The following is a 13838-nucleotide window of genomic DNA, read 5'->3' on the forward strand; positions in this document are numbered from 1 at the left end:
TGCCGCGACGCCCGTTCGAGGACTAGATTCGGCGTCATGGCGGACACCGTGAGAGAGATCGAGCGGAAGTACGAAGCCGGCGACGGTACGGGCCCGGCCCACCTCCCCGACCTGAGCGGGGCCGCACCCGTGGCGGCCGCCCGCGACCGGGGGACGGCCGAGCTGGACGCCGTCTACTACGACACCGCCGACCGCCGCCTGGCCGCGGCCGGCATCACCCTGCGCCGCCGCACGGGCGGCACCGACGCCGGCTGGCACCTGAAACTGCCGGTCGCCCCGGGGGTACGCGACGAGATCCGCGCCCCCCTCGCGGCCACCGTGCCGCGCGCCCTGACCGCACTCGTCCGCTCGCGCACGCGCGACGCCCCGCTCCGGCCGCTGGTGCGGATCCTCTCCCGCCGGCAGGTGCACCACCTCCACGACGCCGGCGGCACCCTGCTCGCCGAGGCCAGCACCGACACGGTCACCGCCACCGCCCTCACCGACGGCGGCGCCACCGCCCGGTGGACGGAAGTGGAGATCGAGCTCGCCCGGGGCGGCGACGAGGACCTGTTCGACGCCCTCGAACCGCACCTGCGCAAGGCCGGCCTACGCCCCTCGGACGCGCCCAGCAAGCTGGCCCGGGCCCTGGCCGAGACGGGCATCGCGCCCCTGACCGAGCCGCCCGCCACCGGCCTGCCCCCCAAGGCCACCGCCGGCGACCACGTCCTGGCGTACCTGCGCGAACAGGCCGAAGCCGTCCTCACCCTCGACCCCGGCGCCCGCCTCGGCACCGAGGACGCCGTCCACCAGATGCGCGTCGCCACCCGCCGCCTGCGCAGCGCCTTCCGCACCTACGCGGGCGTCCTCGACCGGCGCGCCACCGACCCCCTCGCCGCGGAACTGAAGTGGCTCGCCGCCGAACTGGGCGTCGACCGCGACCGCGAGGTCGTCACCGAACGGCTGCGCGAACACCTCGACGAACTGCCCCGCACGCTCGTCCGCGGACCCGTGCGCGCCCGGCTGCGCATCTGGTCCAGCCGCAACCGCATCGAGTCCCGCAAGCGCCTGACCGGCGTCCTCGACGGCAAGCGCTATCTGGCGCTCCTCGACGGCCTCGACGCCCTCCTCGCCGACCCGCCGCTGCGCACCGCCGCCGCGAAGCCCCCGGCACCCGCGCTGGCCAAGGCAGTGCTGCGCGACTACGCACGCCTGGCCGCCCGCGTCGAGCACGCCCTGGCCACCGCGGCCCCGGGCCCTGAGCGCGACACCGCCCTGCACGACGCCCGCAAGGCCGCCAAGCGCACCCGCTACGCGGCGGAGGCCGCGACGGCCGGCCTGGGCAAGCCCGCGAAACGCTTCGCCAAGCAGCTGAAGACCGTCCAGTCCCTGCTGGGCGACCACCAGGACAGCCTCATGGCACGCGGCGCCCTGCGCACGATCGCCGCCCAGGCCGACGGGGCGGGGGAGTCCGCCTTCACGTTCGGGCTGCTCTACGGGCGGGAGGAACGGCGGGCGGAACGGGCCGAGCGGGAGCTGCCCGAGGTGTGGGCGGCGGTGTCCGACAAGCGGTGGCGGGAGGGACTGGAGGCCCAGTAATTCCGGGCGCCCCCTGTACGGCCGGCGGGCACGTTACCCTTGAGGGTCACCCCTGCCCGCTCATGAGAGACACCACTGCGAATGCCTGTCGAGTCGGTCTTCCCGCGCCTCGAAGCTCTCCTCCCGCACGTGCAGAAGCCCATCCAGTACGTCGGCGGAGAGCTGAACTCCACCGTCAAGCCCTGGGAGGAGTGCGACGTCCGCTGGGCGCTCATGTACCCGGACGCCTATGAGGTGGGACTGCCCAACCAGGGCGTCATGATCCTCTACGAGGTCCTCAACGAGCGCGAGGGCGTCCTCGCCGAGCGCACGTACAGCGTGTGGCCGGACCTCGAGGAGCTGATGCGTGAGCACAAGGTGCCGCAGTTCACCGTGGACAGCCACCGGCCCGTCGGCGCGTTCGACGTGTTCGGCCTGAGCTTCTCCACCGAGCTCGGCTACACCAACATGCTCACGGCCCTGGACCTCGCGGGCATCCCGATGGAGTCCAAGGACCGCGGCCTCGACGACCCGATCGTCCTCGCGGGCGGCCACGCGGCGTTCAACCCCGAGCCCATCGCGGACTTCATCGACTGCGCGGTCATCGGCGACGGCGAGCAGGCCGTCCTGGAGATCACCGACATCATCCGGGCCTGGAAGGCCGAGGGCCGCCCCGGCGGCCGCGACGAGCTGCTGCTGCGCCTGGCGAAGACCGGCGGCGTGTACGTCCCGCGCTTCTACGACGTGGAGTACCTGGCCGACGGCCGCATCGCCCGTGTCGTCCCCAACCGCTCCGGCGTGCCGTGGCGGGTGTCCAAGCACACCGTCATGGACCTGGACGAGTGGCCCTACCCCAAGCAGCCGCTGGTGCCGCTCGCGGAGACCGTGCACGAGCGGATGTCGGTGGAGATCTTCCGCGGCTGCACGCGCGGTTGCCGCTTCTGCCAGGCCGGCATGATCACGCGCCCCGTGCGGGAGCGAAGCATCACCGGCATCGGCGAGATGGTGGACAAGGGCCTCAAGGCGACCGGCTTCGAGGAGGTCGGCCTGCTGTCGCTGTCCTCCGCCGATCACACCGAGATCGGTGACATCGCCAAGGGCCTGGCCGACCGCTACGAAGAGGACAAGATCGGCCTCTCCCTGCCGTCGACCCGTGTGGACGCGTTCAACGTCGACCTCGCGAACGAGCTGACCCGCAACGGCCGTCGTTCCGGTCTGACGTTCGCCCCCGAGGGCGGCTCCGAGCGCATGCGCAAGGTCATCAACAAGATGGTCTCCGAAGAGGACCTCATCCGGACCGTCTCCACGGCCTACGGCAACGGCTGGCGCCAGGTGAAGCTCTACTTCATGTGCGGTCTGCCGACCGAGACCGACGAGGACGTGCTGCAGATCGGCGACATGGCGGTCAACGTGATCGCCAAGGGCCGCGAGGTGTCGAAGTCCAACGACATCCGCTGCACGGTCTCCATCGGCGGCTTCGTGCCCAAGCCGCACACCCCCTTCCAGTGGGCGCCGCAGCTCTCCGCCGAGGAGACCGACGCCCGCCTGCAGAAGCTGCGCGACAAGATCCGCGGCGACAAGAAGTACGGCCGCTCCATCGGCTTCCGCTACCACGACGGCAAGCCCGGCATCATCGAGGGCCTGCTCTCGCGCGGCGACCGCCGCGTGGGCTCCGTGATCCGCGCGGTCTATGAGGACGGCGGTCGCTTCGACGGCTGGCGCGAGCACTTCAGCTACGACCGCTGGATGAAGTGCGCCGAGCAGGCGCTGCCCGAGCAGGGCGTCGACGTCGCCTGGTACACCACGCGCGAGCGTACGTACGAGGAGGTCCTGCCCTGGGACCACCTGGACTCCGGTCTGGACAAGGACTGGCTCTGGGAGGACTGGCAGGACGCGCTCGACGAGACCGAGGTCGAGGACTGCCGCTGGACCCCGTGCTTCGACTGCGGCGTCTGCCCGCAGATGGACACGACCATTCAGATCGGCCCGACGGGCAAGAAGCTGCTGCCGCTGACGGTCGTCAAGTAGTACGAGTGTTCCAACGAGGGCCCTGCCGGATCGGCAGGGCCCTCGTTGCACGTACTCTAGGTAGCAGAATGACCGCACTCACGAGGGACTGAACGACACTGGGCAAGCGACAGCCCGAAGGCCCGCCGCCCGCACCCGCGGTGCAGCGCATTCGTCTGCGCTACACCAAGCGCGGCCGCCTCCGGTTCACCAGCCACCGCGATTTCCAGCGCGCCTTCGAGCGGGCGCTGCGCCGCGCCGAGGTGCCCATGGCCTACTCGGCGGGCTTCACCCCGCACCCCAAGGTGTCGTACGCCAATGCCGCACCCACCGGCACGGGCAGCGAGGCCGAGTACCTGGAGATCCAGCTCGCCGAGCGACGCGACCCCGAGGTCCTGCGGGCGCTGCTCGACGAGTCGCTGCCGGACGGGCTCGACATCACCGACGCGGTGGAGGCGCACACCTCCTCCTTCGCCGACCGGCTGCAGGCGTCCGTATGGGAGCTGCGGCTGGAGGGCGTCGAGCCCCAGGACGCCGAGAAGGCCGTCGCGGCCTTCCTGGCGGCGGAGACGGTCGAGGTCCAGCGCCGGACCAAGAACGGCATGCGGACCTTCGACGCACGCGAGGCGGTACGCCGACTCGAGGCGCTGGAAGCCCCGGCCGATAGGCCCGGCGACGGTGCCTGTGCGATACTGCGGCTGGTTGTTCGGCACTTGACACCTGCCGTGCGACCCGACGACGTCCTGTCCGGTCTCCGCGCTACGGCCGACCTGGCGCCGCCGGTCCCCGCTGCGGTGACCAGGCTGGCGCAGGGGCTGCTCGATGAGGAGTCCGGCACGGTGACCGATCCGCTCGCGCCCGACCGCGACGCCGCCCCGGCCGCCCCATCCACGGCCGCCGGGCCGAGTGCCGCGCAGCAGGTGCCGGAAGGTTCCGCGTAAGGACGGCCGTCGAAGCGCCGCCGGTCCACCAGGGAGCCACCCGGTGCGGCAGGCGCACTGACCAGGAGACTTTCGCCGGTGCCGATGAGCTTCGGAGCCGGCGAGCGAGACGACAGCTCCCGTGCGGCGACCGCGCCCCGGACGGCGGTACCGCGCTCATTACGCGGACCGGCGGGTCGGACCACGACGCGGCGCCCGGGAGCGTGACGGGAGAACCGCCCGCATGCTCGAATCCATTGAGCCCACCGAGGCCGGGGCCGCGCAGAACGCGCCCGGCAACACCACAGACGCTTCCCCCAGCGACACGCTGCCCCCGCGGCGTCGTCGCCGGGCGGCGTCCCGCCCGGCGGGTCCGCCCGCCGGGGAGGCGGCCGTGACGGCCGCCGCCGAGCCGGCCGCGGAGGCCGCCGAGACTCCGGCCGCGCCGGAGACCCCGGCCCGCCCGCGCCGCCGTGCGACCCGCAAGACCACCGCCGCCGCACCCCAGGCCGCCGAGGCCGTGGCCGAGCCCGCCGCCCCGGCGGAGGAGGCCGAGGCGGAGAAGCCCGCCCGCACCCGTCGCCGCGCCACGCGCAAGGTGGCCGCGCCGGCCGCCGAGGCCGTCGTCGAGGCGCCCGAGGCCGCTGCGGAGGAGGCTCCCGAGGCTGCTGCCGCCGCTCCGGCGCGTACGCGTCGTCGTGCCACTCGTAAGGCGACCGCTCCGGCGGGTGCGCCGCAGGTGGAGGCCGAGGAGGCCGCCGAGGTCGTCGCCGAGGTGGAGGCCGAGCCGGTCGCCGAGGAGGCGCCCGCCGCCCCCGCTCGTACGCGTCGTCGTGCGACCCGTCGTGCGTCGGCTCCGGCCGGTTCGCCGCAGGGCGCCGCCGAGGTCGTGGAGACCCCGGTCGTCGAGGCCCCCGAGGCCGTCGCCGAGGCGCCTGCCGAGGAGCCCGCCGCCCCCGCCCGTCCGCGTCGTCGTGCGACGCGCCGTGCGTCGGCTCCGGCCGGTGCGCCGCAGGGCGCCACCGAGGCTGCCGAGGTCGTCGAGACCCCGGCTGTCGAGGCCGCTGCGGAGGAGGCTCCCGAGGCTCCTGCCGCCGCTCCGGCGCGTACGCGTCGTCGTGCCACTCGTAAGGCGACCGCTCCGGCGGGTGCGCCGCAGGTGGAGGCCGAGGAGGCCGCCGAGGTCGTCGCCGAGGTGGAGGCCGAGCCGGTCGCCGAGGAGGCGCCCGCCGCCCCCGCCCGTCCGCGTCGCCGTGCCACGCGCCGTGCGTCGGCTCCGGCCGGTGCGCCGCAGGTGATCGAGCCCGTCGAGGCCACCGAGGTGGCCGAGGAGGCCGTCGAGGCCCCCCAGGCCATCACCCTGGCGCCCGCCGTCGCGGCCGAGCCCGTCGCCGAGGAGGCCGCCGCCCCCGCTCGTACGCGTCGTCGTGCGACGCGTCGTGCGTCGGCTCCGGCCGGTTCGCCGCAGGGCGCCGCCGAGGCTGCCGAGGTCGTCGAGGCCCCCGCTGCCGAGCCCGCCGAGCCCGTGCGGGCCCGTCGTACGCGCCGCCGTGCCGCCGAGCCCGTCGCCGAAGCCGTGGAGCAGGCCGCCGAGCCCGCCGCCGAGGCGCCGGCCGAGGGCACCCGTGGCCGTCGTCGCGCCGTGCGCGCCGGTACCGCCGCTGCCGCCGAGGCCGAGCAGGCTCCCGCCGAGGGCGGCCGTACGCGCCGCCGGGCCGTGCGCCCGCCGACCGCCGTGTTCCAGGCGCCGGTGTTCACCGAGCCGATGTTCCAGACGCCGGAGACCGCTGCCGCCGCCGCTGCGGCCGCCGCCGAGGCGCCGGAGGAGGAGCAGCCCGCCGCCGAGGCCGCGCAGCCCGCCGCCGGTGGCCGTCGCCGTCGCCGCCGCCGTGGCGAGCCCGCCGAGGCCGAGGTCGTCGTCGAGCCCACCGTCGTGACGGCGGAGCCCGAGGCCGAGGCCGAAGAGGAGGAGCCGGAGACCGCCGAGGAGACGGAAGCCGCGGCCGAGGACGAGGAGCAGGGCGAGCGTCCCTCGCGCCGTCGTCGTCGTGGTGGCCGCCGTCGTCGCCGTGGCGAGGCCGCCGAGGCCGAGGCCGGCGAGGAGGAGCCGCAGGCCGAAGAAGCCGAGGCCGCCGCCGAGGAAGAGGCCGAGGAGGACGAGGAGGGCGCCTTCGCGTCCGCCGGGAGCCGCCGTCGTCGCCGTCGCCGTCGTCGCAGCGGCGAGGCGCTGGAGACCGAGCCGGGCGCGGACGAGCCGGAGCGTACGGTCGTCAAGGTCCGCGAGCCGCGTGAGCGCGCCGCGCGCACCGAGGGCGGCACGGGCTTCGACGAGGTCCAGTCCATCAAGGGCTCGACCCGCATGGAGGCGAAGAAGCAGCGCCGCCGCGAGGGCCGCGAGCAGGGCCGCCGCCGCGTGCCGATCATCACGGAGGCCGAGTTCCTGGCCCGCCGTGAGGCCGTCGAGCGGGTCATGGTCGTGCGCCAGAACGGCGACCGCACCCAGATCGGTGTGCTGGAGGACAACGTCCTCGTCGAGCACTTCGTCAACAAGGAGCAGGCCACCAGCTACGTCGGCAACGTCTACCTGGGCAAGGTCCAGAACGTCCTGCCGTCCATGGAGGCCGCGTTCGTCGACATCGGCAAGGGCCGCAACGCCGTGCTGTACGCCGGCGAGGTCAACTTCGAGGCGCTCGGCATGGGCAACGGCCCGCGCCGCATCGAGACCGCGCTGAAGTCCGGCCAGTCCGTGCTCGTCCAGGTCACCAAGGACCCGATCGGTCACAAGGGCGCCCGCCTGACCAGCCAGGTCTCCCTGCCCGGCCGCTACCTGGTCTACGTGCCCGAGGGCTCGATGACCGGCATCAGCCGCAAGCTGCCCGACACCGAGCGCGCGCGCCTGAAGCAGATCCTCAAGAAGATCGTCCCCGAGGACGCCGGCGTGATCGTGCGCACCGCGGCCGAGGGAGCGAGCGAGGACGAGCTGCGCCGTGACGTGGAGCGCCTGCAGGCGCAGTGGGAAGAGATCCAGAAGAAGTCGAAGCAGATCTCGACGAGCTCGCCGAGCCTGCTGTACGGCGAGCCGGACATGACCGTCCGCGTCGTGCGCGACATCTTCAACGAGGACTTCTCCAAGGTCATCGTCAGCGGTGACGGCGCCTGGGAGACCATCCACGGCTACGTCTCGCACGTCGCCCCCGACCTGGCCGACCGGCTGCAGAAGTGGACGTCGGACGTCGACGTCTTCGCCACGTACCGGATCGACGAGCAGCTGATGAAGGCGCTGGACCGCAAGGTCTGGCTGCCCAGCGGCGGTTCGCTCGTCATCGACCGGACCGAGGCGATGGTCGTCGTCGACGTCAACACCGGCAAGTTCACCGGTCAGGGCGGCAACCTCGAGGAGACGGTCACCAGGAACAACCTGGAGGCGGCCGAGGAGATCGTGCGCCAGCTGCGGCTGCGTGACCTCGGCGGCATCATCGTGATCGACTTCATCGACATGGTGCTGGAGTCCAACCGGGACCTGGTGCTGCGGCGCCTGCTGGAGTGCCTGGGCCGGGACCGTACGAAGCACCAGGTCGCCGAGGTCACCTCGCTGGGTCTGGTCCAGATGACCCGCAAGCGGGTCGGCCAGGGCCTGCTGGAGTCCTTCTCCGAGTCCTGCGTCCACTGCAACGGCCGCGGCGTCATCGTCCACATGGACCAGCCGACGACCGTCGGTGGCGGCGGCGGTGGCGGCAAGCGCGGCAAGAAGAAGGGCAAGGCGGCCGTCGAGGCCCCCGAGCCCGCCGTCGAGCCCGCCGCCCTGGCCCCCGAGGCCGTCGCGGAGGAGCCCGAGCTGGAGCCCGTCGCGGTGACCGAGGCGGAGCTGCAGCCGGCGGTCGAGTCCGAGGACGAGTGGTACGGCAGCGCTGCCGAGGCCGAGGCCGCGGCGTCCCGCCGCGGTGGCCGTACGCGCCGCCGGGCGACCCGCAAGGCGTCCGCCCCGGCGGGTGCCCCCAAGGCCGCGCAGCCGGAGCCGGAGATCGTCGTGGAGCAGGCCGAGCCTGCCGCGCCGGCCGAGGTCGTCGAGGTCGTCGCCGAGCCGGTGGCCGAGCCGGTCGTCGAGGAGGCCGCGCCGGTCGCCGAGCCCGAGGCCGCCCCGCAGGCGGCTCCGGCACGGCCGCGGCGCCGGGTGACGCGCAGGGCGTCCGCCCCGGCGGGTTCGCCCGCCACGGCCGAGGACACGGCCGTGGTCGTCGTCACCGCGCCCGCCGCCCCGGCGGAGCCGGAGCCGGCGCCCGTCGAGGAGCCGCTGGTCGTGGCCGAGGCCGACGTCGAGGTGATGGCCGAGGAGGCCCCCGCCAAGAAGACGGCCCGCAAGACGGCGGCCAAGAAGGCCCCGGCGAAGAAGGCCGCCACGGCGAAGAAGGCGGCGGCGAAGAAGACCACCACCGCCAAGAAGGCGACGGCCAAGAAGGCGGCCACCAAGACCGCCAAGAAGGCCCCCGCCAAGAAGACGGCGAAGAAGGCCGCCGAGTCCTCCACGGAGGCCTGACGGTCCTCACCCGCCGGGCGGGCCGGATTCTCCGGCCCGCCCGGCGGGGCCCGGTTTGACCCCCTGGTCAAGGCCCCGTAACCTTGACCGTCGGCGTCTGTTTGGCGCCACACCACTGAGCACATCCCTCCCGGCCGTCGAGGCGGGGAGAGGCCGCTCGTCCTCCTGGACTGTCATGGGCCCCGGCCCGTGCGAGCGGCTGGCATCAGAGGTCCCGTTTACTAGCGAGAGTGAGATCCGCGTGTACGCAGTCGTGCGTAGCGGTGGTCGCCAGCACAAGGTTGTTGTGGGCGACATCGTCGAGGTTGACAAGATTTCCGACGGCAAGGTGGGCGACGCGGTCGAGCTCTCCACGCTGCTCGTGGTCGACGGCGAGTCCGTCACCAGCGACCCGTGGGTCCTGGCGGGCATCAAGGTCCAGGCCGAGATCGTGGACCACCACAAGGGTGCCAAGATCGACATCCTGAAGTACAAGAACAAGACCGGTTACCGCAAGCGCATTGGTCACCGCCAGCAGTACACCGCGCTGAAGATCACCGGCATCCCCACGGCTGCGAAGTAAGGGACTGAGAACACATGGCACACAAGAAGGGCGCATCGTCCACCCGGAACGGTCGCGATTCCAATGCCCAGCGGCTCGGCGTGAAGCGCTTCGGCGGTCAGGTCGTCAACGCTGGTGAGATCCTGGTCCGCCAGCGTGGCACCCACTTCCACCCGGGCGCCGGTGTCGGTCGCGGTGGCGACGACACCCTGTTCGCGCTGCAGGCCGGTGCGGTGCAGTTCGGCACCCACCGTGGCCGCAAGGTCGTCAACATCGTTCCGGCCGTCTGATCCAACGGGATCCTGACGCCGTAGAGCGATAAGCGAGGGCGGACCTCCCTTCCCTGCGGGGAAGCGGGTCCGCCCTTGCTGCGTTACAACAGAGACATCCCCTGTACGTATCTGGAGGCACACCGCTATGACCACCTTCGTGGACCGCGTCGAGCTGCATGTCGCCGCGGGTAACGGAGGCCACGGCTGCGCCTCCGTCCACCGTGAGAAGTTCAAGCCGCTGGGCGGCCCCGACGGCGGCAACGGCGGCCGTGGCGGTGACGTGACCCTGGTCGTCGACCAGTCCGTCACGACGCTCCTGGACTACCACCACAGCCCGCACCGCAAGGCCACCAACGGCAAGCCGGGCGAGGGCGGCAACCGCTCCGGCAAGGACGGTACGGACCTGGTCCTGCCGGTCCCGGACGGCACGGTCGTCCTCGACAAGCGCGGCAACGTCATCGCCGACCTCGTCGGCGAGGGCACCACGTACGTGGCCGCCGAGGGCGGCCGCGGCGGCCTGGGCAACGCGGCGCTGGCCTCGGCCCGCCGCAAGGCCCCCGGCTTCGCGCTGCTGGGCGTCCCGGGCCAGGAGCAGGACATCGTCCTGGAGCTCAAGACCGTCGCCGACGTGGCGCTGGTCGGCTACCCGAGCGCCGGCAAGTCCTCGCTGATCTCGGTGCTCTCGGCCGCCAAGCCGAAGATCGCGGACTACCCCTTCACCACGCTCGTCCCGAACCTGGGCGTCGTCACGGCCGGTGCGACCGTCTACACCATCGCCGACGTCCCCGGCCTGATCCCCGGCGCCAGCCAGGGCAAGGGCCTGGGCCTGGAGTTCCTGCGCCACGTCGAGCGCTGCTCGGTGCTGGTGCACGTCCTGGACACCGCGACCCTGGAGTCCGAGCGCGACCCGCTGACCGACCTCGACGTCATCGAGGCCGAGCTGGCGGAGTACGGCGGCCTGGAGAACCGGCCGCGCATCGTCGTCCTGAACAAGGTCGACATCCCCGACGGCCAGGACCTCGCCGACATCATCCGCCCCGAGCTGGCGGCCCGCGGCTACCAGATCTTCGAGGTCTCGGCCGTCTCCCGGCACGGTCTGAAGGAGCTGTCCTTCGCCCTGGCCGGCATCGTCGCCGAGGCGCGCGCCGCCAAGCCGAAGGAGGAGGCGACCCGCATCGTCATCCGCCCGAAGGCCGTCGACGACGCGGGCTTCACCGTCACCCTGGAGGAGGACGGCATCTACCGCGTGCGCGGCGAGAAGCCGGAGCGCTGGGTGCGCCAGACCGACTTCAACAACGACGAGGCCGTCGGCTACCTGGCCGACCGCCTCAACCGCCTCGGCGTCGAGGACGCGTTGATGAAGGCCGGTGCCCGCGGGGGCGACGGCGTCGCCATCGGCTCCGAGGACGACGCGGTCGTCTTCGACTGGGAGCCGTCGATGGCCGCCGGTGCGGAGATGCTGGGCCGCCGTGGTGAGGACCACCGCCTCGAGGCCCCGCGTCCGGCGGCGCAGCGCCGCCGTGACCGTGACGCCGCGCGCGACGAGGCGGACCAGGAGTACGAGGGCTTCAACCCGTTCTCGTAATCCCTGACGGGCCGGACGAAAACGCCGGACGGGCTGCACACGCAGCCCGTCCGGCGTTTTCGTTGCGGAGTCCGGGGCCGAGCCCCGGGTGCTCTCAGGTGACGGAGACCGCCGGCTCCTCCGCCGGTTCCGGCAGGGCTTCGGCCTCGGCCTCGTCGGCCGTCGCCGACGCCCGCGGGGCCGGGATGTCCGAGGAGCGGGCCTCCATCCGCTCCCGCCGCTCGTCCGCCTTCGCGGCGAGCGCCAGCGCGGCCCGGTTGAAGCGGACCAGCGAAGGTGGGTCGGAGGGGCCCAGGAGGCGCTCCTTGAGCTCCGCACGGGCCCCGGCGAGGGTGTCGAGGGCGGGGTCGCGAACCGTGGCCAGGAGGCCGTCCACGCCCTCCGCCTCGGGCGTGAGGATCGTGGCCGCGCTCACCGTCGGGAAGTTCGCGCGGAACTCCTCCTCGTCCATGCCGCTGGTGTTGGCCACGGCGTACGGCTTCTCGCTGATCAGGTAGTCCGACACGACGCTCGAGACGTCACTGATCAGCAGCTCCGACTCGTTGAAGCAGCTGAACAGCGCCGGGCGCGCGGTCGTGATGACCTGGTGCTCCCAGTCGGGCAGCGAGGCCCAGTAGGCGTTCTCCCAGTCGGTCGTGGCGGCCTCTACGGTCGCGGCGCGGCCCGTCTCCGGGGTGGACTGCACCAGCATCCGCTCGATCTCGTCGGCGCTGTCGCGGAAGGCGCTGGTGGTGAGCCGCTCCAGCTCGGCCGTGCGGCGCGCCAGTTCCGCCGCCGCCTCCGCTCCCGGGCGGGACCCCGACCGGGCCGCGTTGGCCTCGTGGATCAGCGCCTGGATGCGCGCGTTGGCCTGGCCGGCGCGCGGGTCGACCGAGCCGGTCATGGGGTGCGGCTTGTACAGGAGGCGGACCTTGGGGTCGGCGAGCAGGGCGCGGACGATGTTCTCGCCGGCGAGCATCACCGAGGTGTTGCCGGGGTTGCCGTCCCAGCCCTCCCAAGTGGGGGCGTACAGGACGGTGGTGAAGCGTTCGGCCGCGGCTTCGCCCGGGGCGCCGGCGGGCCTGATGGGGGCGAGCTGGGGGCGGCCGACCTCGACGACGTCCTTGTCCTCGACGCCGATGTCGGCGAGCTGGTAGCGCTCGCGGGCGGCCGGGCCGGCGACCCAGACCTCGTCGTACGCCTTGGAGTACGGGTTGCAGCTGGAGAGCTTGTCGCTCTCGCCGTGGTTGGTGAAGGCGTGCTTGATGGAGGGCATGCGCAGGACCTGGGAGGTCTTGCCGGAGTTCGCCGGGTGCAGCAGCACCTTCAGCGAGGACTTCTCCAGGGCCATCAGATGGACGACCTTGGGGATGCACACGATCGGCACGTCCGTGGCCTCGATCTTCTGCACCATGAAGCGCTCGCGCAGCACGATGACGGGCTTGCCGTCCAGCGCGGCGAGGGTCGAGAGCCACATGTTGGCCTGGTAGGCCGAGCTCGTGCCGCCGGAGAAGTACATGCCGACGGTGGGCTTGTAGGCGGCCAGCCACCGGTCGAGCCACTCCAGTGCCTGCTGTTCGCCCGCGATGCGCTTGGCGGGGCGCAGCCAGCTCGCCAGGTGCACCGTGCCGCCCAGGGCCAGGGCGAGGGCGACGCCCACGCCGGCCTCCGCCCACAGGGTGTCCTCCGTGGCCGCCGTGACCAGCAGGCCCGCCGTGGCCGGCGTGGTGAAGCGCAGCAGCCGTCGGCCGTGCTGGCGGGCCAGCAGGCGCGGCGGCGCTTCGGTCAGGTGCAGCCCCGAGGCGTCGATGTTCCGGGTGAGGAACGGCAGGGTGCGGCTTCTGCGGACGAGGATCGCGGTGACCTGGCAGCCGAGGTGGGCCGCGTAGAACAGCGCGAGACCGACGATGACGGGTGCGTAGCCGCGCAGGGATCCGTCGCCGTGCAGCCGCAGCAGCCCGATCAGGACGAGCATGTCGCGCAGCAGCTGGCGCACCATGACGTCGAAGCGGATCTTTCCGAGCACGGCGACCAGACCGGGGTCGCGATGCTGCAGGTACAGATCGAGGGCGAGACCCGTCGCCGAGGCGGTGATCAGCAGCGGCACATGGGGCAGCAGCGCGCCGACGAGCTGGAGTGTGAAGAACACCAGCATCGAGAGCAGCACCGCGAGCTGCACTGCTCGGCGGGAGGCTGTTCCGGCAGAAGGCACTGGAGGGGCTCCTGGCAGGAGGGCTTGGGGCAGGGGGGAACCGTCGGAAGACACTGTGGAGGACGACGGTCGACCACCGACCGTATGACGGCCGCTGGGCAAGGAGCAATCTTCCACGACGTCAACCGTCACAAAACAGGGTCGAACGCCCGCAATCGTCAGACGGTAGATTTGCGGACCTCAGCAGATACGGCCGCAGGCACAGCATCGGTGAAGACAGAGGTGTACTTC

The 13838-nt window shown here is 72.7% G+C and carries 8 protein-coding genes; 7 read left to right on the forward strand and 1 reads right to left on the reverse strand.

Features of this window, described 5'->3' with window-relative positions; all coding sequences use genetic code 11:
* Positions 1 to 36: 36 nt before the first annotated feature.
* The 7 genes from AB0G59_RS10185 (at position 37) to obgE (ending at position 11416) form a co-directional block, all read left to right on the forward strand.
* The gene (locus AB0G59_RS10185) at positions 37 to 1578 is read left to right on the forward strand and encodes a CYTH and CHAD domain-containing protein (protein WP_360909892.1); all 1542 of its coding nucleotides are present in this window, start codon (positions 37 to 39) and stop codon (positions 1576 to 1578) included.
* Positions 1579 to 1659: 81 nt separating this feature from the next.
* A complete protein-coding gene (locus AB0G59_RS10190; RefSeq protein ID WP_360909894.1) occupies positions 1660 to 3585 on the forward strand; it encodes a TIGR03960 family B12-binding radical SAM protein in 1926 nt (641 codons plus the stop codon).
* Between the two features lie 140 nt (positions 3586 to 3725).
* Entirely contained in the window at positions 3726 to 4505 is a 780-nt protein-coding gene (locus AB0G59_RS10195; RefSeq protein WP_360909896.1) for a TIGR03936 family radical SAM-associated protein, read from the forward strand.
* A gap of 223 nt (positions 4506 to 4728) precedes the next feature.
* Positions 4729 to 9018, forward strand: a complete 4290-nt coding sequence (locus AB0G59_RS10200) for an Rne/Rng family ribonuclease (RefSeq protein WP_360909898.1) — start codon at positions 4729 to 4731, stop codon at positions 9016 to 9018.
* Positions 9019 to 9259: 241 nt separating this feature from the next.
* On the forward strand, positions 9260 to 9580 hold the full coding sequence (gene rplU / locus AB0G59_RS10205; RefSeq protein ID WP_071963338.1) for a 50S ribosomal protein L21: 321 nt from the start codon (positions 9260 to 9262) through the stop codon (positions 9578 to 9580).
* 14 nt (positions 9581 to 9594) lie between these two features.
* Entirely contained in the window at positions 9595 to 9849 is a 255-nt protein-coding gene (gene rpmA, locus AB0G59_RS10210; protein WP_071963337.1) for a 50S ribosomal protein L27, read from the forward strand.
* A gap of 127 nt (positions 9850 to 9976) precedes the next feature.
* Positions 9977 to 11416, forward strand: a complete 1440-nt coding sequence (obgE, locus tag AB0G59_RS10215) for a GTPase ObgE (RefSeq protein WP_360909900.1) — start codon at positions 9977 to 9979, stop codon at positions 11414 to 11416.
* 94 nt (positions 11417 to 11510) lie between these two features.
* Here obgE and AB0G59_RS10220 read toward each other — a convergent pair whose 3' ends face one another.
* Positions 11511 to 13607, reverse strand: a complete 2097-nt coding sequence (locus AB0G59_RS10220; RefSeq protein WP_360909902.1) for a hypothetical protein — start codon at positions 13605 to 13607, stop codon at positions 11511 to 11513.
* Positions 13608 to 13838: the final 231 nt, after the last annotated feature.

This window comes from Streptomyces sp. NPDC021096 (genome assembly GCF_040641275.1).
GTDB lineage: Bacteria > Actinomycetota > Actinomycetes > Streptomycetales > Streptomycetaceae > Streptomyces.